Source organism: Leifsonia sp. NCR5, assembly GCF_002105485.1.
Classification (GTDB): Bacteria; Actinomycetota; Actinomycetes; order Actinomycetales; family Microbacteriaceae; genus Leifsonia.
Window position 1 is genome coordinate 18884 of record NZ_NCSR01000016.1, and the last position, 19100, is coordinate 37983.

At 68.9% G+C, this 19100-nt stretch carries 18 protein-coding genes; 7 read left to right on the forward strand and 11 right to left on the reverse strand.

Translation table 11 applies throughout. The features are described 5' to 3' along the window. Positions 1 to 48: 48 nt before the first annotated feature. The 3 genes from B7438_RS13845 to B7438_RS13855 all read left to right on the forward strand — a co-directional run bounded on the left by B7438_RS13845 (position 49) and on the right by B7438_RS13855 (position 1363). The gene (locus B7438_RS13845; RefSeq protein WP_085370190.1) at positions 49 to 501 is read left to right on the forward strand and encodes a GNAT family N-acetyltransferase; all 453 of its coding nucleotides are present in this window, start codon (positions 49 to 51) and stop codon (positions 499 to 501) included. Further along, the gene (locus B7438_RS13850) at positions 485 to 859 is read left to right on the forward strand and encodes an MGMT family protein (RefSeq protein WP_085370191.1); all 375 of its coding nucleotides are present in this window, start codon (positions 485 to 487) and stop codon (positions 857 to 859) included. Before B7438_RS13845 ends, B7438_RS13850 begins: the two co-directional genes overlap by 17 nt. Before the next feature lie 84 nt (positions 860 to 943). Next, positions 944 to 1363, forward strand: coding sequence for a hypothetical protein (locus B7438_RS13855; RefSeq protein ID WP_085370192.1), 420 nt, complete (start codon positions 944 to 946; stop codon positions 1361 to 1363). A 25-nt stretch (positions 1364 to 1388) separates the two neighbouring features. On the opposite strand, the gene B7438_RS13860 is transcribed toward B7438_RS13855, so the two are convergent. Genes B7438_RS13860 through B7438_RS13870 form a run of 3 tightly spaced genes read right to left on the reverse strand, consistent with a single transcriptional unit; the run spans position 1389 to position 4264 of the window. Further along, on the reverse strand, positions 1389 to 3173 hold the full coding sequence (locus B7438_RS13860; protein ID WP_085370193.1) for a sensor histidine kinase: 1785 nt from the start codon (positions 3171 to 3173) through the stop codon (positions 1389 to 1391). Positions 3174 to 3192: 19 nt separating this feature from the next. Next, complete coding sequence (locus tag B7438_RS13865; protein ID WP_256922042.1) at positions 3193 to 3876, reverse strand: response regulator transcription factor; 684 nt, start codon at positions 3874 to 3876, stop codon at positions 3193 to 3195. 4 nt (positions 3877 to 3880) lie between these two features. Then, positions 3881 to 4264, reverse strand: coding sequence for a response regulator transcription factor (locus B7438_RS13870; RefSeq protein ID WP_256922043.1), 384 nt, complete (start codon positions 4262 to 4264; stop codon positions 3881 to 3883). A 154-nt stretch (positions 4265 to 4418) separates the two neighbouring features. Here B7438_RS13870 and B7438_RS13875 point away from each other — a divergent pair, with 154 nt between their 5' ends. Next, entirely contained in the window at positions 4419 to 5498 is a 1080-nt protein-coding gene (locus B7438_RS13875) for a hypothetical protein (RefSeq protein ID WP_085370194.1), read from the forward strand. Positions 5499 to 5595: 97 nt separating this feature from the next. On the opposite strand, the gene B7438_RS13880 is transcribed toward B7438_RS13875, so the two are convergent. Continuing rightward, on the reverse strand, positions 5596 to 6084 hold the full coding sequence (locus B7438_RS13880; protein ID WP_085370195.1) for a DUF3060 domain-containing protein: 489 nt from the start codon (positions 6082 to 6084) through the stop codon (positions 5596 to 5598). 66 nt (positions 6085 to 6150) lie between these two features. Further along, on the reverse strand, positions 6151 to 7623 hold the full coding sequence (locus B7438_RS13885; RefSeq protein ID WP_085370196.1) for a sugar transferase: 1473 nt from the start codon (positions 7621 to 7623) through the stop codon (positions 6151 to 6153). Positions 7624 to 7779: 156 nt separating this feature from the next. Here B7438_RS13885 and B7438_RS13890 point away from each other — a divergent pair, with 156 nt between their 5' ends. Continuing rightward, positions 7780 to 9210 carry an SdrD B-like domain-containing protein gene (locus tag B7438_RS13890; protein ID WP_085370197.1) on the forward strand — a complete coding sequence of 477 codons (1431 nt, stop codon included), beginning with the start codon at positions 7780 to 7782 and terminating at the stop codon, positions 9208 to 9210. Between the two features lie 70 nt (positions 9211 to 9280). Here the strand turns inward: B7438_RS13890 and B7438_RS13895 are convergent, their stop codons facing one another. The 6 genes from B7438_RS13895 to purN form a co-directional block, all read right to left on the reverse strand. After that, positions 9281 to 11095, reverse strand: a complete 1815-nt coding sequence (locus B7438_RS13895; protein ID WP_085370198.1) for an ABC transporter ATP-binding protein — start codon at positions 11093 to 11095, stop codon at positions 9281 to 9283. Continuing rightward, positions 11092 to 12936, reverse strand: a complete 1845-nt coding sequence (locus B7438_RS13900) for an ABC transporter ATP-binding protein (protein WP_085370199.1) — start codon at positions 12934 to 12936, stop codon at positions 11092 to 11094. Before B7438_RS13900 ends, B7438_RS13895 begins: the two co-directional genes overlap by 4 nt. Positions 12937 to 13327: 391 nt before the next feature. Next, entirely contained in the window at positions 13328 to 14533 is a 1206-nt protein-coding gene (gene ddaH, locus B7438_RS13905) for a dimethylargininase (RefSeq protein ID WP_085370200.1), read from the reverse strand. A 25-nt stretch (positions 14534 to 14558) separates the two neighbouring features. Then, positions 14559 to 15638: a Glu/Leu/Phe/Val dehydrogenase family protein gene (locus B7438_RS13910; RefSeq protein ID WP_085370201.1), complete on the reverse strand. Its 1080-nt coding sequence runs from the start codon at positions 15636 to 15638 to the stop codon at positions 14559 to 14561. Positions 15639 to 15742: 104 nt separating this feature from the next. Continuing rightward, complete coding sequence (gene purH, locus B7438_RS13915; RefSeq protein ID WP_085370202.1) at positions 15743 to 17338, reverse strand: bifunctional phosphoribosylaminoimidazolecarboxamide formyltransferase/IMP cyclohydrolase; 1596 nt, start codon at positions 17336 to 17338, stop codon at positions 15743 to 15745. Beyond that, entirely contained in the window at positions 17335 to 17928 is a 594-nt protein-coding gene (gene purN, locus B7438_RS13920; RefSeq protein WP_085370203.1) for a phosphoribosylglycinamide formyltransferase, read from the reverse strand. The genes purH and purN overlap by 4 nt, the downstream gene beginning before the upstream one ends. Before the next feature lie 95 nt (positions 17929 to 18023). Here purN and B7438_RS13925 point away from each other — a divergent pair, with 95 nt between their 5' ends. Both B7438_RS13925 and B7438_RS13930 read left to right on the forward strand, forming a co-directional pair. Then, entirely contained in the window at positions 18024 to 18422 is a 399-nt protein-coding gene (locus B7438_RS13925) for a helix-turn-helix transcriptional regulator (protein WP_085370204.1), read from the forward strand. Positions 18423 to 18425: 3 nt separating this feature from the next. Further along, positions 18426 to 19091, forward strand: coding sequence for an SRPBCC domain-containing protein (locus B7438_RS13930; protein WP_085370205.1), 666 nt, complete (start codon positions 18426 to 18428; stop codon positions 19089 to 19091). Positions 19092 to 19100: the final 9 nt, after the last annotated feature.

Here is a 19100-nt window from a genome sequence, read left to right on the forward strand (position 1 = left end):
AGGCTGCGCGACTATGCCAGCATCCCTCGCGCACGTTACCCTTTCGATATGGCTGAGTTGAGACTTGAAGAGTTGAGCGCGTCGAACGTTGTGGCGGCGAACGCTCTCACACTGAAGCCGGGCCAGGAGCAGTTCGTCGCTCCCGTGTCCTACTCGGCTGCGGCCGCCGTCACCAACCCGCAGACCTCCTGGCAGCGCGTCGTCACCGACGGCGACGAGGTCGTCGGGTTCATCATGGGCAACTTCGACCCGGAAGCCGAGCACGAAGAGTTCCGCTCGATCCTTTGGCGCATCAACGTGGATGCGGACGACCAGGGTCGCGGCATCGGCACGTTCGCGGTCCACTCGCTCGCCGACGAGGCGCGCAACCGCGGGCTCTCGCGGCTCTACGTCATCTGGGAGCCCGGCGAGCTCGGTCCTGAGCAGTTCTTCCTCCGCAGCGGCTTCCAGCCCATCGGCGAGACCCAGTACGGCGAGACGATCGGTGCCCTCGAGCTCTGAGCGGAGCGGCGCGACCGGCGACGGCCGCACGGACGACGACGGCCGCACCGACGACGACGCCCAGCCGTTCGTCGAGCGCGTCCTCTCCGTTGTCGAGTCGATCCCGTCCGGCAGGGTGATGACCTACGGCGACGTGGCCGCCACCCTGGGATCGCGCGCCGCGCGCATGGTCGGCCAGATCATGGCCTACTACGGCAGCGACTACCCGTGGTGGCGCGTGGTGCGGGCGAGCGGTCACCCTCCCGCCAACCACGAGCACATCGCGCTGCAGTACTACCGCGCGGAGGGCACGCCCCTCCTCGGCGGGGGAACGGCCGCGTACCGCGTCGACCTGCCGGCCGCCCGATACACTCCATAGCAGGGTCATCCCAGCGACCGATGCACCGCTCAGCTTGTTCGTGTTGACTGGTGAGGTCTGTCTACCGCACCTTCAGGAGTCTTCGTGCACCGTATCCGTCTCGTCGGTCTCGCCGCGTCTGCCGCCGTCCTCGCCGTGACCCTCTCCGGATGCTCGGTCGTCGCCGCGTTCGTCCCTCACGTTGACGCGGCGATCTACGACTCCGCCAAGGAGTTCAAGGCGGCATCCACCGCCGCGTTCGGGTCGCCGACGTTCGTCCCTGACGACGCCACGATCATCCGGGTCGACTACGACACCAAGGGTGCAGGCGCCATCCTCACCTACGCGTCGAAGACGCATTTCGTCGCGGGCACCTGCGAGAAGCCGGCGCCCATCCCGAAGCCGACGGTGCAGGACAGTTGGTGGCCGGTCGACGGCATCCCCGCCCAGGGCGTGAGCTGCCCGGGCGGCTGGACGGCGTTCCTCATCGGCGATCAGGTCTACGCGGCGACGCCGAAGAACTAGCGGCGACGCATCCCGCTGCCGCCCGCTAGTCCGCGCTCTGCGCTGCGTGCGGTGCGGGGATGGTGAGCTCGATGATCGTCCCGAGCCCCGCGACGGACTGAACCTCTGCGTGCCCGTCGACGGCCTCGACGCGGTCGCGGATCCCGCCGAGCCCTCCGCCCGGTTCGACGCGGGCTCCGCCCTGGCCGTCGTCCTTCACGACCACCGTCACGGTCCCGTCCGTCCGGCTCACGCTCACCGAGCAGTTGCGCGCCTGCGAGTGCTTCGCCGCGTTCGCGAGCGCTTCCGACACCGAGAAGTAGATCGTCTCCTCGATCACGTCCGGCAGCCGGTGCGGCACGTCGACGTGCACCTCGACCGGGAGATGGCTGCGGTTGGCGAGCTCTTCGATCGCCGACGCCAGGTCCCCGTCGGTGAGCACCGTCGGGTGGATGCCCCTCGCCAGCTCCCGCAGCTCCCTCAGGGCGTCCGCCAGTTGGGTGGATGCGCGCGCCAGGTCGTCTGCGAGCTCCGCGCTCCCGGCCGTCTCGGCTTTCGCCGTCGCGATCCGCAGGCTGATGGCGAGCGAGACGAGCTGCTGCTGCGACCCGTCGTGCAGGTCGCGCTCCAGCCGGCGCCTGGCGAGGTAGCCCTCCTCGACGATGCGGAGACGCGACTCGCGCACCTCCTGCAGCGTGCGCTCGAGCTTCTGGCGCAACCGGTCGTTGTCGACGGAGAGCAGCAGGGCGGAGGACACCGCATCCAGCAGCCTGTCGTCCTGACTGAGGGCAACATCGTGCTCGATCAGCGCGATCGGGCCCTGGTCGGAGTCGATCGTGAGCGTGGAGCGGCCGGGGCGCTGCGGCCCGCCGCCGTCGGCGATGCGTTCGCCGTCGCTGGTCTCGAAGCCCTCCAGGTGGTCGTCCCACCAGTAGACGCGCAGCGAACTGTCGTGCAGCGTGCGCGCGAGGCTCGACTCCCACAGCGCCCTGTCGACCCTGTCGCGGGCGACGATCACCAGGTCGGCCACCCTCGATCGCAGCCCGCGCGCGTAGAGCACGCCGCCGACGTACGACGGCGGGATGAGCGCGATCGCCAGCGGAGGAACGAACTGCAGCCAGCCGCTGTCCCAACCGAGGGTGAAGCTCACCGAGTCCTGCACAGTGCCGTAGCACCAGAGCAGCAGCGCGAGCGGCATCACGAACGCCACTCTCCGCGCGGGCAACGTCGACTGGAACCAGCGCATCGCGAGCCTCACCGCGACGGTCAGCAACAGGGCGAGCCCAGCCAGCCGCCAGCCGACCCCGAACCAGAAGTCCGCTCCGTCGCTCGGGACGATCGCGTACGCGTTCGGGACGCACCCGCACTCGGCGGGCGTCGGCGACGAGAACAGCAGGATGCCCGCGAAGCGCACGAGGAAGGCGACGGACACGGCGATGACGATCCAACGGTCGAAGCGCGAGACGATCCTGCCGGTCGGATACGACAGCACCAGGATCCCGACCAGCACCGCCCACAGGTCGGTCACGCCCTCCAGCAGCGGCCACAGCCAGCCGATGTCCCTGACGATCGGATACCAGGCGCCCGCCGCCCAGAACAGGGATGCGCCGACCATCAGCCACCCGGCGATGGGACTGCGCACCACCTTCCACGCGACGATCGCGCATCCGGCGTAGACCAGCGCGACGAGGACGAACACGATCGCCCAGCCGATGCCCTGCGGGCGCGGCCCGTAGTCGCCGGTCATAGCGCTCACGATCTGCGCGACGACATTCGCCGCGACCGCGAGCACGACGGCGAGCGAGCGGAGCCAGAGCCGCGCGGCCCTCATCCCGGCCTCTGTCCCCGCCTCAGACGTCCCGGCCAAGGAAGCGCAGCACGGCGAGCACGCGCCGGTGACCTTCCGCGGAGTCCTCGACGTCGAGCTTCGACATGATGTGGCCGATGTGGGACTCGACCGTGCGCAGGCTGAGGTGCAGGTCGGCCGCGATCCCGGCGTTCGACTTGCCCTCCGCCATCAGCCGGATCACGTCGCGCTCACGGGCGGACAGCGTGTCGAGCGACACCGTCGCCGACCGTGCGGAGACCAGCAGCTGCACGACCTCCGGGTCGACCACCGAGCCGCCCGCCGCGACGCTGCGCACGGCGTTGACCAGGGTGTTCGCGTCGGCGACGCGGTCCTTCAGCAGATATCCCGTGCCGCTTCCCGCGCTCATCGCGCGGATCGCGTACGAGGCCGTCGTGTACATCGACAGCAGCAGCACCCCCACCTCGGACCCGGATGCGCGCAGCTCTTCGAGAGCGCGCAGCCCCTCGTCCGTGTGGGTCGGCGGCATCTTGATGTCGAGCACGACGGCGTCGATGTCCCGGTCGCTGTCGACCACGGCGAGAAGCTCCTCCGCCGAGTCGACGGAGGCGACGACGTCCAGCCCGCCCGCGCGCAGAATCTGTCCGATCCCTTCGCGGAGAAGTACCGCGTCATCGGCGACAGCGACACGCAGCGAGCGCGGCTCACTGCTGATTCCCGCGACCACGCGCTTACCTTAGCAGGCTGCGAATCGCCTCGCCGCTCAGTTCTGCTTTGCTGATGAAGCCCTCTGCCCCGCTATCGGCGACGCGGTGCCCGTAGTCGCGCACGGAGCGACTGGAGGTGAGCACGACGGCCGCCCCCGTGGCGTGCATCGCGGAGACGAGTTCGAAGCCGCTGGTGTCCGGCAGGGCGATGTCGAGGAGCACCACGTCGGGGGTGAGTTTGCGGCTCAGCTCGACACCGCGAGCTCCCGTGTCAGCGTCCCCGACGACCGAGAACTTCTCCAGTTTCAGCAGTTCTGCCGCCTGTGCACGGAAGCGCGCGTGGTCGTCGACGATCACAACGCGGAGGCACATGCCGACAATCATCGCCGAACGCGCTTTCGAAAGCATCCGTGCCTCCACGCAAACGAATGGGGTGGCCCCCCGGATGTGGGTCACACCCCCCAGGGCCAGCATGTGAGTAAGCCGACCAGAACCCGAGGGATGCCGCCCGGCCCGACGAACGGCATCCCACTGGCCGACACCCAGAGCGAGGAGAAAGGCCATGTTCACCGCAACCCGACCCGCACGGCCGAACGGCGCGCAACCCGAAGGCGCGCCGCCGGCTGCGGGGGTGGACCTGGACAGGAGCGCCGTGCCGGAGCCCGACTTCGACATCGACGAACTCGTGGCACGACACAGCCTTCCGCTCGTCGTGATCGACGTGGCCCGCGCAGCACGGCAGTATCGTGCGCTGCGGGAGGCGTTCCCGAACGTCGAGGTGCACTACGACGTGAGCGCTCTCGCGCATCCCGCCCTCATCGCGGCGGTCGCGGAGTCCGGCGGATCGTTCGTCGCCGCCCATGACGGAGCCCTCGCCGCGCTGACAGCGTCGCAGTCCGACCTGCGCCGCGTGCTGCACGCGACAGCGGCGACGCACCCGCACGAGGTGCTTGCCGCGTACAACGCCGGCGTCCGCCGGTTCGTCGTCGACGGACCGGCGGACGTCGAGAAGTTCGCCTCGGCGCCGCACGACCTCGCCCTGGTGGTGCGGTTGCAGCCGCACACTCCCCCGCAGGCGGCGCACGTCGCCCCGCGCGGGGTGACAGCACGGGATGCGCACCGCGTCGTCCGCGACGCCGCCGCCCTGGGCGTGCGGATCGCCGGCTTCTCGCTCAGCACCCGGCCTGGCGCGAGCTGCTCGGACTACGTCGCCGCCATCGCGCGGACCGCCGGGGTGATGGCGGACGTGCAGGCCGCGACCGGCGCACGTTTCGACGTCCTCGACCTCGGCGACGGGTTTCCCGGCCGGGCCGCCAGGCGGCCGGGCGAGCGGGCCGAACTGGCCAGGGCGATCCGCGCGATCGTCGCCCCAGGCACCTCCCGGGTCACCGTGACCGCGTCGGCCGGGCACGCGGTGACGGCCGGCTGCATCACGATCATCGGCGGGACGGTCGAACGCGATGTCGACCCGTTCACCGCCAGCGAGTGCATCGACGCAGGGGCGGAGGTCGCGGTGCTCGTCGACGGCGACCAGCCGCATCCACTGCTGCGTCTCCCCTTCTTCCGGGCGGTCGCCACGAGCGGACACCGCATCCTCCGTAGCGTCCAGCGCGGGAGAACCACCGGGTCCACGGCGGGCTGAACTTCAACCCCTCTGTTCGCCGGACACGGCGGCGGGGGAAGCGGCACCTGCCGCCTCCCCCGCCGGAACCTCGTCGCGTGTGTCGCGTCGCGTGTGACTACTTGACGTTCACCTCGTTGGCCTGGCCCTGGTCGTCGACCTTCGGCTCGTTGCCGGTCTCGACGATGTTGCCGCTGGCGGTGAACACGACGGACTCGATCGACGTGGCCGTGACCTTGTTGATCGCGCCGTTGATCGTGAGCATCTGAACGGCGCCGACGGTCACGAGGGTGTTCGACGCGTCGACGATCACGGTCGCACAGTCGCCGGGGATGGTCACATCCAGGTTGTTCTCCGTGATCGTCGCTGTGCCGCCCGGGCACTCCGCGTCCGACTTGGGGATTTCGGGCAGCGCGTCGGCGGGAGCGCCGGAGGCGGACGGCGTCGAGGTCGCCGACGGCTTCGCGGTGGCGGTGGATGCCGGCGAACCCGCGTCGGCGCACCCGGCGAGGCCGGCAGCGGCGAGCGCGATGGAGGCGATCGCGAAGGATCGGCGCAGGGCAGTGATGCTCGTCACGGGGACGTTCTTCACGGTGGGGGTCTTCATGGTGTTCCTATCTGGTGTCTCGGGTCGATTTCCGGTGTGGGGTCGGTCCTGCGGCAAGCAGGACGGTCAGTACGCGCCGTTCGGGCGGATGACCGCCGACGCGGTGCGGACGAGGATGACGACGTCGCGGAGCAGGGTCCAGTTCTCGACGTAGTCGAGGTCGAGCCCGACCCCCTGCTCCCAGGAGAGGTCGGAGCGTCCGCTCACCTGCCACAGACCGGTGATGCCCGGCCGCACGAGCAGCCGCCGATCTTCGTGACGCTCGTACTCGCTGGTCTCGTCGGGGAGGGCGGGGCGCGGGCCGACCAGGCTCATGTCTCCGACGAGGACGTTCCAGAGCTGCGGAAGCTCGTCGACGGAGAAGCGGCGCAGGACACGGCCGACGGGCGTGACGCGCGGGTCGTCTCTGAGTTTGAAGAGTGGCCCTGCGCCTTCATTCTGCGCGGCCAGCTCCGCCTTCATGGCTTCTGCCCGCACATCCATCGTGCGGAACTTGACGATGGAGAATTTCGCCCCGTTCTGGCCGACCCTGGTCTGCCGGAAGAAGACGGGGCCGCCGTCCTGGGCCTTGATCATGCCGGCGATCACCGCGAAGACCGGAAGAAGCACGACGAGACCGGCACCGGCCGCGACGACGTCGAACACCCGTTTGATCGTGCGGCGGGTGCCGAAGTACTCCGGCAACTCGACGTGCATGAGAGGGAGGGTGCCGACAGGGCGGTGGCGCACCCGCAACTGGTCGACGCCGATCAGGGGCGACGACACCACGAGTTCGATGCCGACCCGCTCGAGGTCCCAGCCGAGAGAGCGCAACGCTGTCCTGCCTCCCGGCAGCTCGCCGGCGATGACCACCGCGTCGACTCTCAGGTTCGCCGCCGCCTCGGCCGCCCCGGCGATATCGGACACCCTGGCCGGCAGTTCGTCCCCGTTGCCGGTCGTCGCCGGCGAGGTGTCCGTGGCCACGGCAGCGACGGTGAATCCCGCGCTCGGGGAGGAGCGCAAGGCGGCGGCGGTGAACGCGACATCGTCCACGCTGCCGACGAGCAGCACGCGGGCGAGGTACTCCCCCTCCGCGCGACGCCGGGCCAGCCAGCCGCGCCAGATCCTGCGATTGACGCACAGCGCGAGCGCCCCGAGGGGGAGTGCGATCACCAGGTACCCGCGCGCGATGTCGATCTGCAGCATGAACGCGACGATGGCGATCCCCCCGAACGCCGACACGCTCGACAGCAGGACCCTGCGGTACTCGTCCTCGCCGACGCCCATGATGCGCGGATCGTACGAATGGAAGGCGACGAGGGAACCGGACCAGACGGCCACGAGCACGGCGGAGACCGCGACGTAGTCGAACGCGACGCCGGCGACGGTGAGCACGCTCGCGTCTGCCGTGAAGCGGAAGAGCTGCGCGATGTGGACGGCGACGGCGACGATCAGTGTGTCGGTGAACCACGGGCCCTTGCTCGGGGCAATCGCCCTGGATCGGGCAGGAGCGTCTGCCTGGGAGGGCGGGGCCGTCCGCCGCTGTTCAAGCGCGGTCATGTGGGGAACTTCCAGTCGGGATCGAAGCGTACGGAGAATTCAGTGAACACGGTACCCATTGATCATACGAGTATTCACGTTTGACATTCTACCGTTCACACCTCATATTCTGCTACGAATTGCGACGCGAGAACTTCATCCGTAGTGTGGTCACATATGAAATATGTACGCAGAACGCCTCTCGCCCTGATCGCCGCCGCAGCTGTCGCCGTCCCAACCGTCGGCTTCGCTCCGGCCGGCATTCCCTCCCCGGCGATCTACACCGTCGCCGGAACCGTGTTCGCCGACGTCGACGGCGACGGCGCGCTCGACCTCGGCGAGCCTTTGCTCGCGAATGTCGCCGTCTCGCTGTACGCGAGTGCCGACGACGCGCACGCCACCCGCAACCCGGTAGCCACCACCACGACGGGTGTGCTCGGCACATACCGGGCCGGTTCGCTCGCCGCCGGCACATACTACGTGTCCGCCGGCGCGACCGGCGCATCGGTCCTCCCCGTCACGGTGGGCGGACTGTCCCTGATCCAGACGGCCGACATCGCCGCCACGCCGAAGGGCGCGCTCACCGCGACCGTCTTCGCAGACAGCAACGGCAACGGGGTCAGGGATGCGTCGGAGACGAACCTGGACAACCAGACGATCATCCTCATCGACGTGGCGAAGACCGTCGAGCTGATCGACAGGGGCGACCTCGGCGGCCTCGATGTGGGAACCGCTGTCGCGGCGGCGATCAGCGGAAACCTCGACATCGGCGACGCGATCCACTTCCGCACCACTGCCAAGGGGGCCTCGATCGGCTACCAGGGCCTCGATGCCGGCGCGTACGTCATGATGCGCTCGCCGTTCAATCTCACGGTCGGCGACGCGCTCCAGAACACGGCGCGCATCACGGCCCTCATCGACGTCATCGCCTCCGGCGACCCGGCCGCGATCCTCGCCGACCCATCGCTCCTGTCCTCCTCCGACATCAGCACGACGCCGGAGAACGAGTACATCAAGAAGCTCGCGAGGGCCCTGTCGAAGCTGGCGGACACGATCGACCCGGCCGAGGTCGACGCCTCCGTCGGACAGGATCTCGCAGCCGGCGCCCACGTCGTCGGCGGTACCATCCGGACGGTCGCCGAACTCGTCGACGCCGTACCCGCGATGCACGTCGCCGTCGTCGACCGCCGCGGCCAGGGCTGGTCTCTGACCGGTCTCACGCTCGCCAGGACCAACGACTTCCTGTTCGGCGTGCGCAAGCCGGTCAGCATCACCGGAACGGTGTTCAACGACAGCAACGGCAACGGTAAGAAGGACGTGCTCGATCTCGCCGAAGCGGTGACGCTCACGGTGTACACGGAGGACGGAGCTGCGCTCGCCAGCATCAAGACGCCGGCACTGCTCGGTTCTTACACCGTCGACAAGCTGCCATACGACACCGACCTCTACGTCGTCCTCTCCGGGACCACCAAACGCCCGACCAATGGATACGCGGGTCGAGTCCCCGACGCCCTCGCCGGAATGACCGTCGTCGGTTCGACCAGGGTCGGCGGGGAAAGCACCACCAGCTCCGTGCCGTTGACCTTCGGCGTCACCGCCAAGAAGTAGTCCAACGCGAACGCGACAGGGCGCCCGGGTCGATTCGACCCGGGCGCCCTGTCGTGGGTTCACGCGGCGATCACACCAGCGAGTCCCTCCACGCGGCGTGCAGCTGCGCGAAACGGCCCGTGCCGGCGATCAGGTCGGCCGGCGTGCCGTCCTCGACGATCTTGCCGTGCTCCATCACCAGCACCCGGTCGGCGATGGCGACCGTCGACAGACGGTGGGCGATGATCACGGCCGTGCGGTCCGCGAGCAGCGTCTGCAGCGCATCCTGCACCAGGCGCTCGCTCGGGATGTCGAGCGAGCTCGTCGCCTCGTCCAGGATGAGCACGGCCGGGTTGGCGAGGAACGCCCTGGCGAACGAGATCAGCTGACGCTGACCGGCGGACACCCGGCCGCCGCGCTTGTTCACGTCGGTGTCGTAGCCGTTCGGCAGACCCCGGATGAACTCGTCGGCTCCCACCGCGCGCGCCGCCTCCACGATCTCCTCCCTGGTGGCGTCCGGTTTGCCGAGCGCGATGTTGTCGGAGACGGACCCGCTGAACAGGTACGCCTCCTGCGTCACCATCACGATCGCCCTCCGGAGGTCCTTCGGGTGCAGGTCGCGCAGATCGACGCCGTCGAGCGTGACGGAGCCGTCACTCGGGTCGTAGAACCGCGAGATCAGCTTCGCCAGCGTCGACTTGCCCGCTCCGGTGGATCCGACGAGCGCGATCGTCTGCCCGGCCGGGATGTCCAGGCTGAAGTTGGGCAGGATGACCCGGTCGCGCTTGTACGCGAACGTGACCTCGTCGAAGCGGACGTTGCCCTCCGCATCCCACAGGTCGACGGCCTTGACCGGATCCGGAACCGAGGGCTCCTCCTCCAGCACGCCCGAGATCTTCTCGAGCGCAGCGGCGGCCGACTGGTAGGAGTTGTAGAACATCGCCATCTCCTCCATCGGGTCGAAGAACCGGCGCGTGTACAGCAGCGCGGCGAGCAGCACACCGATGGCGAGCTGACCGTCCGCCACCCGGAAGCCGCCGACGAGGAGGACGACACCGACGGTCACGTTTCCAATCATCACGAGACCGGGATCGAAGATCCCGAACAGCTGGATGACGCGGGCGTTGACGTCGCGGTAGTCCTCGACGAGACCGCCGAACTCCTTCTCGTTGCGCTTCTCCTTGCGGAACGCCTTGACGGCGCGGATGCCCGTCATCGTCTCGACGAACTGCACGATCAGCTTCGCCGACGCCACCCGCGAGATGCGGAACAGCCTCTGCGAACGCTTCTGGAACCAGCGGGTCAGGAAGTACAGCGGCACCAGCGAGCACACCAGCACCACACCGCTCACCCAGTCGAGGGAGAACAGCGCGATGGCGATGAACAGCATGTACAGGAAGCCCTGCACCAGCTGGTTGATGCCCGAGTCGAGCAGCTCGCGGATCGAGTCCAGGTCGCTCGTCTGGCGCGAGATGATGCGGCCGGACGTGTACGACTCGTGGAACTCGAGCGAGAGCTTCTGCGTGTGCAGGAACACCCGCTTGCGCAGGTCGATCAGGATGGCCTGACTGATCCGCGCGCTCAGCACCGTGTACCAGGCGATCAGAACGGCGCCGATGACGCCGGTGAACAGGTACGCGATCCCGGCGGCCGCCAGCGGGAACCAGTCCTCCTTGAGGAGGGCCGGAAGGCCGTTGTCGATACCGAACGCGATGATCGCGGGGCCGGCCACCTGGCCTGCCGTGCTGACCACGACGACGGCTGCCGTCAGGATCAGCCGCAGGCGCAGCGGGCGCATCAGCGAACCGAGCAGGCGCAGGGACCGCTTGCGGATCTGCTTGCTCTCCTCTTTGGTGAAGTCGTTGCGCTCTTCGCCTTCGACTCCCAATACGGTCGCGGTGCTCACAGGTTCACCTCCTGAAGGATCTCTTCTGTCTGTTCGTCTTCGAGGCTCGAGATGACGAACCGGTAGTGCTCGTTCGTCTCGAGGAGCTCGTGGTGGGTGCCGACCGCTGTGATGCGGCCGTTCTCGAGCAGGGCGACCCGGTCGGCGAGCATCACCGTGGACGGACGGTGGGCGACGACCAGCGCCGTGGTGGCGGCGAGGACGCGACGGAGTGCCGCCTCGACGAGGGCCTCGGTGTCCACATCCAGTGCGGACAGCGGGTCGTCGAGCACCAGGATGGACGGGTTGGCCGCGACGGCACGCGCGAGCGCCAGGCGCTGACGCTGACCGCCGGACAGGCTGAGCCCCTCCTCGCCGACCTTCGTCTCCACGCCCTCCGGGAGGTCGTAGACGAAGCCGGCCTGGGCGATCTCGACGGCCTCGGCGAGCACGCGCTCCGCCTCCTCCGAGTTCGGGTCGAGGTCGTCACGGCCGAGCAGCACGTTCTCCCTGACCGACGCGGAGAACAGCGTGGCGTCCTCGAACGCCATCGCGATGCTCTTGCGGAGGTCGTAGCGGGTGAGGTCGCGCACATCCACGCCGTCGACGCGCAGCGAACCGCCCGTGACGTCGTAGAGCCGGGTGGTGAGGGCCGTGAGCGTCGACTTGCCGGATCCGGTGAGACCGACGAGCGCCATCGTCTCCCCCGGCTCGACCGTGAGGTCGATGCCGTCGAGGAGGTCGGGGAAGCGCTCCGGCGAATCCTGGTACCGGAAGTGCACGTCGTCGAACACGAGCTCTCCGCGCGGGTTCTCGATCTTCTTCGGCTCTGCCGGGTCCTGGATGGTGTTCGCCTCGTCCATCACCTCGAAGAACCGGTCGGCAGCCGTGCGGGTGTCGAAGGTCATCGAGAGAAGGAAGCCGATCGACTCGACAGGGAACCGCAGCACGGTCGCCGTTGCGAAGAACGCGACCAGCTCGCCGACGGACAGCTGCCCCTGCGAGGACAGCCAGACGCCGACCACCAGGCAGATGCCGAACGCCACATCCGGGACCAGCAGAAGCCAGAGCCAGATGCCCGCGATGGCCTTCGCCTTCTCGATCTCGGTGCCGCGCAGCTCCTCCGCCTGCGACTCGAACCTCTTCAGGGCGTGCTTGCCCCTGCCGAACGCCTTGAGGACGCGGATGCCGTGCACCGACTCCTCGACAGCGGTCGCCAGGTCGCCGGCCTGGTCCTGGCTCCGGCGGGCGATCACCGAGTATTTGCCCTCGAAGATGAACCCGTAGATCCACAGCGGGATCGAGCAGACCAGGAAGATCAGTCCGAGGATCCAGTTCCAGCTGATCAGGATGGCGAAGCCGACGACGATGGTCACGACGTTCACCACCAGCAGCACGATGCCGAACGACAGCCACCGGCGGATGAGGCCGAGGTCGCTGACGGCGCGCGACAGCAGCTGGCCACTCGGCCAGCGGTCGTGGAACGCGACGGGCAGGTCCTGCAGCTTCTCGTAGAGACCGTTGCGCATCTTCGCCTCGACGTGCGTGCCCGGCGTGAGCACGAACCAGCGGCGCAGCGAGATGAACACGGCCTCGGCCGCGCCCAGCCCGACGACGAGCAGCGCCGCCGGCCACACGGCCGACGAGTCACCCGTCGACAGCGGCCCGTCGACCAGCCAGCGGAGCACCTGCGGGATGCTCAGTGCGACCAGGCTGGCGAGGAGGGCGGCGACCATGCCGAGCAGGATGCGCGGAGCAGCCGACTTGGCGAACGGCAGGATGCGCAGCAGAGTCCGCACGGTGCCCGCCCGTGCTTTCGTATCTTTTTGTGGGGGGTGCTGATGAGTTTCAGCGACAGACATTATCGATCCGTTTTCTTGTGTAGTGATTGCTTCGCGGGTCAGACAGTGACCCGATTCTGAGCGTGCTGAGAGGTCGTGCGGGGTCGTCAAAAGGGAGCGTTCCACCGGGGGTGGACTCCGCGGACCGTGGATGGTCCGCGCGACGTGCCGACGACAGTCAGCCGGGAAGCATGTCCTGCCTGGGACCTACCAGGCGGGGGCTGGCTCCGGGGACGCATAAGCGACGGCGGCGACGAGTCCGAACCCGATCATGGTTCGTGTGTTCTCGGTCGTTGTCATGGCGTCCTCCCTAGCCCGAATGCGTTCACGTAAATGCCGCCTAGGCAGCCCTACAGCCTATGGCCGCGCACAGCCGATGCACAAGAGGGGAAAGAAAACTCGTCGCGCCCGGCTACCGGATGCGAATGGAGAGGCAGGTCACGCATCCCTCGAGCTTCTCGAACTCGCTGATGTCGACCTGCACGACCGTGTATCCGAGGTCCTCGACGAGGGCGACCGACGCGGGCGCGGACGACGACATCAGCACCGTGTCGTCCGAGAGGACCACGACGGCGGTGCCGTGCGCCTCGGGAACGGGGAGGAAGCGCTCGAACACTCTGGGGTTGTCCACGAGGGGCTCGTAGCCGATGACGGTGCCGTCCGGCAGCGCGGTCACAGCCGTCTTGAGGTGCAGCGCCTTGGTCACCGGAACGCCGACGACGGTGTAGCCGAGCGGCGCGACGAGAGCACGCAGCTGGCGGATGCCCTCCGCGTTGGTGCGGCCGCCACGGCCCACGTAGACGGTCGAGCCGACCTTGAGCACGTCCCCGCCGTCGAGCGTCCCCGGCTCCTGGATGCGCTCGATACGCAGCCCCTGCGCGCGCAGCGCCGCCTCGGTGCCCGGGGTCTCCGCACGGCGCGAGTCCGCGCCAGGGAGGCTGATCACGGCGGTGTCGCCGAACACGATGGCCGTGTCCTCGACGAAGACGGAGTCCGCGAGCCCGTCCGCGCTCGCGACCTCGACGGTCTGCCAGCCGGCCTGAGAGAGGGCGGCGACGTACGCATCCCACTGCTTGTCGGCGAGTTCGGCATCCACCGGCTCACGGTCGATGTGGGTGACGAGGCCGTCTGCCAGGTTGGTGGCCGGGATGCGGACGAGCGCGATCCTGGTGCCGGAGCCGAACGCCGACTCGTCGTCGATGGCGTGGTAGACCGCGTATCCGGCGGTGGGCAGCGCGATGGCGACCGCGAGCCAGAACGGCAGGTTCAGCCCGATGAAGGACTGGAAGATCTGCGCCCAGGCCGCGGCGGCGAAACCGACGTTCAGAGCGGTGAACAGCACGATCGTGCCGAGCAGGGTGCTCACCAGCGCCACGACGACACCCGTGATGACGGCGATCCAGCGACGGACCAGGCCGCCGAGGAGTGCCGCGGCGAAGGTGAGCACCAGCGCGACCAGCGCGTTGTACATCACGTATGGCGTGATGCTTCCGAGCGCTGCGGCGTTCAGCTGGTTGGCCGCCAGCAGAACGAAGGTCGCCGCGATGAACGCGATAGCGCCCACCGCGACGGCAGCGGAAACGGATGCGATGAGCCGGCGGCCCCACGAAGTCGTCATGGGAACCAACCCTAGCGGAGCGTTTCTATGCGTTTGCTGGCTCGCGCAGGCGCGCGAGTGCGATCTCCTCCGCCGCTTCCAGCGTGGTGATCCCGCGCTCCTCGGCGACGGCGAAGATCTCAGTGACGGTGTCGCCGATCCGCTCCACCCTCTCCTGCGTGGCAGCAGCGGATGCGTCCTCCTCGTTCATCATCGAGAGGAAGATCACCCCGCCCGCGTTCACGACGAAGTCGGGCGCCCAGAGGATGCCGCGCGCCGCGAGACGCTCCGCTCCCGCACGGTGCGCGAGCTGGTTGTTGGCAGGACCGACCACGGCCTTGACCCGCAGTTCGTCGATCACCGTGTCCGTCAGCACGCCGCCGACACCGGCGGGCACGAACAGATCGCCCTCGACGGTGTGCGCCTCGGCAGGCTCCACCCAGCGTGCGCCGAGCGCATCCGCCAGTGCGCGCTTCGCCGGGTTGACGTCGGTGACCGTGAGCTCGGCTCCCTCGCTCGCGAGCCGCATCGCGATGATCGAGCCGACGTGGCCGAGCCCGAGCACGGTGACGCGGCGACCGGCCACCGAGCGGGTGCCGACGGCGCGCTCCAGCGTCGAGAGCAGGCCGGCGTACACACCGGCCGCCGTCGCGTCGCTCGGCTCTCCGACGCCGCCCTCGGAGGACGGCAGGCCGCAGACGTGCGCCGTGCGCGTCGCAACGATCGACATGTCCTCGGCCGAGGTGCCGACGTCTTCGGCGGTCATGTACGCGCCGCCGAGGCTCTCCACGGCGTCGCCGAGGTCGAGCATCAGCTCGTAGCGCTGTTCGTTCGTGAGCACCGTGCCGCGCGGGAGGTAGACGACCGTCTTCCCTCCGCCGCGGTTGAGGCCGGCGGCCGCGTTCTTGAGGGTCATGCCCTCCGCGAGCCGGAGCGAGTCCGCGACGGCCTCCGCCCAGGAGTCGTACGTCCAGACACGGCAGCCGCCGAGCGCTGGGCCGAGGATGGTGGAGTGCACCGCGACGCTGATGGTCAGGCCGCTCCGCCTCCCCTTCACGACATGCAGCGTTTCGTGCGGCAGGTTCACTCCGGTCGTTTCGACCAGTTCAGCGGGCAGGACGGACATCGGTGTCTCCTCGTGGGATCGCGGTTGTGCAATTTCGGTGGCCTTGTGAGCCGCCGATCATTCTCCCACGAGTCCCGCCCATGCGCCTCCCCTGCGGGGGCGCACTAGTGGAAGAAGTGACGCTCCCCGGTGAAGTACATCGTCACGCCTGCGGCCTTCGCAGCGGCGATGACGTCCTCGTCGCGGATCGAGCCGCCCGGCTGCACGATCGCGCGCACACCGGCGTTGATCAGGATCTCCGCGCCGTCGGCGAACGGGAAGAACGCGTCGGACGCGGCAACGGCACCGGATGCGCGCTCCCCTGCGCGCGTGACGGCCAGGTTGCACGAGTCCACCCTGTTCACCTGCCCCATGCCGACGCCGACGGATGCGCCGTCGTTCGCCAGCAGGATCGCGTTGGACTTCACAGCGCGGCACGCCTTCCAGGCGAACTCGAGGTCGGCGCGGGTCGCCGCGTCCGCCTCCTCGCCGGAGACGAGCGTCCAGCCCGCCGAGCTGCCGTACGACGTGGATGCGGTGTCGAAGCGGTCCGCATCCTGAACGAGCACGCCGCCCGAGATCTGCCGGAACTCCGTGGCCTTGCGGGTGTAGTCCTCCGGCAGCTGCAGGATGCGCAGGTTCTTCTTCGTCTGCAGGAGTTCGAGCGCCTCCGGCTCGAAGCCCGGCGCGATCAGGACCTCGGTGAAGATGCCCTTCACTGCCTCGGCCATTGCCAGCGTCACGATGCCGTTGGCCGCGATCACGCCGCCGTACGCGGAGACGGGGTCGCACTCGTGCGCCTTGCGGTGCGCTTCGGCGATGTCGTCGGCGATCGCGATGCCGCACGGGTTCGCGTGCTTGATGATGGCGACGGCCGGCTGGTCGAAGTCGTACGCGCTGCGGAGTGCTGCGTCAGCATCCACGTAGTTGTTGTACGACATCTCCTTGCCGCCAAGCTGCGTGGCCTGGGCGATGCCGCGACCGGTCGGGTCGGCGTAGAGCGCAGCGGCCTGGTGCGAGTTCTCGCCGTAGCGCAGGGTCTGCTTGAGTTCGGCTGCGACCTCGAAACGTTCGGGGAAGTCGGCCGTGCTCGGCGCATCCCCTGCGAACCAGGCGGCGACGGCGCCGTCGTATGCAGCGGTGTGCGCGAACGCCCGCGCGGCGAAGTCCCTGCGCTGGTCGAAGGTGGTTCCGCCGGCCGCGATGGCGTCGGCGATGCTGCCGTAGTCGCCCGGAGAGACGACGATGGCGACGTTGGCGTGGTTCTTGGCCGATGCGCGGACCATCGCCGGGCCGCCGATGTCGATCTGCTCGACCACGTCGTTGCCGACGGCGCCGGAAGCGACCGTCTCCACGAACGGGTAGAGGTTCACGACCACGAGCTCGAACGGCTTGATCTCCAGGTCTTTCAGCTGCTCCTCGTGCGAGGCCAGCCGGAGGTCGGCGAGCAGGCCGGAGTGGATGGCGGGGTGCAGGGTCTTCACGCGGCCGTCGAGCGACTCGGGGAAGCCGGTGACGCTGGCGACGTCGGTGACCTCGTAGCCCGCATCCCGGATCGTGGACGCCGTGCTCCCGGTGGAGACGATCTCGACACCCGCGTCTGCGAGCGTCTTCGCGAGCTCGAGGAGCCCGGTCTTGTCGCTGACCGAGATCAGCGCGCGGCGGATCGGGACGATGTCCCTTTCGCGGTAGAGGCTGGCGTCGTGGCGGGGTCCACTCATGCTCGTGCAAGCTCCTTGAGGTCGATGTGTCCGTTGGCGATGTCGAGGACGGCGTCGATGAGCAGCCGTCGCTCCACTGGTTTGATGCGTTCGTGGAGGGCGGCCTCCGTGTCATCGGGATGCACGGGGACGCGCTCCTGGCTGATGATCGGCCCGGCGTCCACGCCGTTGTCGACCACGATGAGGCTCGCGCCGGTCTGGGTGACCCCGGCGGCCAGCGCATCCCGAACCCCGTGGGCGCCGGGGAACTCGGGAAGGTATGCGGGGTGGGTGTTGATGAGGTTGGGCGAGAACGCGGCAACGACCCGCGGTGGCACGAGGCGCATGAAGCCGGAGAGGATCACCAGGTCCGGCTGCCACTGCTCGATCTGCGTCAGGAGCTCGTCGCCCCACTCGTCCCTGTCGTCGAACGACGAGAACGGGACGGTGAACGACGGGATGCCGAACTCTTCCGCGTGCGCGAGCCCGTCCGCGTCGCGGTCGGCGCCGACGGCGACCACCCTGGCGGGGAACTCCGCGTCCTGCGACGCTTCGAGCAGGGCGCGCAGGTTGGACCCGCCGCCGGAGATCAGCACCACAATCGAGAGCACGCCACAAGCCTAGCGGCGGGCACGGCGGGCGGCAGACCACAGCCTCGATGATTTAAGACTTGACTTATATAAGCCGCGGCGCAACCATTGGAGTCATGCACGCTTTCGATGTCCTCGGCGACCCGGTCAGACGCCGCATCCTCGAACTGCTCGTGGACGGCGAGGAGGCCGCCGGCGACATCACGGCGGTCATCGCCCGGGAGTTCGGCATCAGCCAGCCGGCCGTCTCGCAGCACCTGCGGGTGCTCAGAGAACACGGCTTCGCGAACGTGCGCGCGGACGGCACGCGCCGCATGTACGCGGTCGCCCCCGACGGACTCCGGCAGGCACACACCTGGCTGAGTCCGTTCGAGCGGTTCTGGACAGGGCCGCTTTCCGCCCTCGGGACCGAGCTCGCCAGGGGCAAGCGCTCCGCGCGGCTCGCCGCTTCCGGCGGCGACGCCGCGCACCACCCATCCGATTCCACTCACACCACACCGCAGGACGAGGAGTAAATCATGGTCGACGTCAACGCACAGATCGATGCGGTCACCCGCACCCTCCGCACCGAGGAGATCGACGGAGAGCCGACGCGCATCCAGACCATCGCCCAGGACTACCCGGCGGACATCGCCGACGTCTGGGACGCCACCACCACGGCGGACAGGATCGCGCGCTGGTTCCTCCCGGTCACCGGCGACCTCCGCCTCGGCGGCCGCTACCAGCTCACCGGCAACGCCGGGGGCGAGATCCTCGCCTGCTCCCCGCCGGCGGATGGGTCGGCGGAGTACCGGATCACGTGGGAGTTCGGCGGCGGCGTCACGTGGGTCACCGTCCGGCTCACGTCGATCGGGCAGGACAGCACCCGGTTCACCCTCGAACACATCGCGCGGGTGGCCGACGTCCCCGAACAGCTGTGGGAGACGTACGGGCCGGGCGCGACCGGCGTGGGCTGGGACCAGGCCGTGCTCGGCCTCGCCCTCCACTTCGGCACGCAGGACAGCGCCATCTCGCCCGAGGAGGGACAGGCCTGGGCCCTCTCCGACGAGGGCGCAGCGTTCACCCGCGCGGCGGCCGACCGCTGGGCGGATGCCCACCTCTTGGCGGGCGCAGAGCCCGAGACGGCAGCTCGGACCGCGGACGCGACCTTCACCTTCTACACCGGCAGGCCGGCGGAGGCCTGACGCCGCCGC

Excerpts from the sequence above, each read along its gene's own strand:
- B7438_RS13870 (WP_256922043.1), bottom strand. The coding sequence starts at position 4,264 with ATGCTTTCGAAAGCGCGTTCGGCGATGATTGTCGGCATGTGCCTCCGC.
- B7438_RS13885 (WP_085370196.1), bottom strand. The coding sequence starts at position 7,623 with ATGACCGCGCTTGAACAGCGGCGGACGGCCCCGCCCTCCCAGGCAGAC.
- B7438_RS13875 (WP_085370194.1), top strand. The coding sequence starts at position 4,419 with ATGTTCACCGCAACCCGACCCGCACGGCCGAACGGCGCGCAACCCGAA.
- B7438_RS13930 (WP_085370205.1), top strand. The coding sequence starts at position 18,426 with ATGGTCGACGTCAACGCACAGATCGATGCGGTCACCCGCACCCTCCGC.
- B7438_RS13880 (WP_085370195.1), bottom strand. The coding sequence starts at position 6,084 with ATGAAGACCCCCACCGTGAAGAACGTCCCCGTGACGAGCATCACTGCC.
- purH (WP_085370202.1), bottom strand. The coding sequence starts at position 17,338 with ATGAGTGGACCCCGCCACGACGCCAGCCTCTACCGCGAAAGGGACATC.
- ddaH (WP_085370200.1), bottom strand. The coding sequence starts at position 14,533 with ATGACGACTTCGTGGGGCCGCCGGCTCATCGCATCCGTTTCCGCTGCC.
- B7438_RS13890 (WP_085370197.1), top strand. The coding sequence starts at position 7,780 with ATGAAATATGTACGCAGAACGCCTCTCGCCCTGATCGCCGCCGCAGCT.
- B7438_RS13910 (WP_085370201.1), bottom strand. The coding sequence starts at position 15,638 with ATGTCCGTCCTGCCCGCTGAACTGGTCGAAACGACCGGAGTGAACCTG.
- B7438_RS13900 (WP_085370199.1), bottom strand. The coding sequence starts at position 12,936 with ATGTCTGTCGCTGAAACTCATCAGCACCCCCCACAAAAAGATACGAAA.
- B7438_RS13860 (WP_085370193.1), bottom strand. The coding sequence starts at position 3,173 with ATGAGGGCCGCGCGGCTCTGGCTCCGCTCGCTCGCCGTCGTGCTCGCG.
- B7438_RS13925 (WP_085370204.1), top strand. The coding sequence starts at position 18,024 with ATGCACGCTTTCGATGTCCTCGGCGACCCGGTCAGACGCCGCATCCTC.
- B7438_RS13845 (WP_085370190.1), top strand. The coding sequence starts at position 49 with ATGGCTGAGTTGAGACTTGAAGAGTTGAGCGCGTCGAACGTTGTGGCG.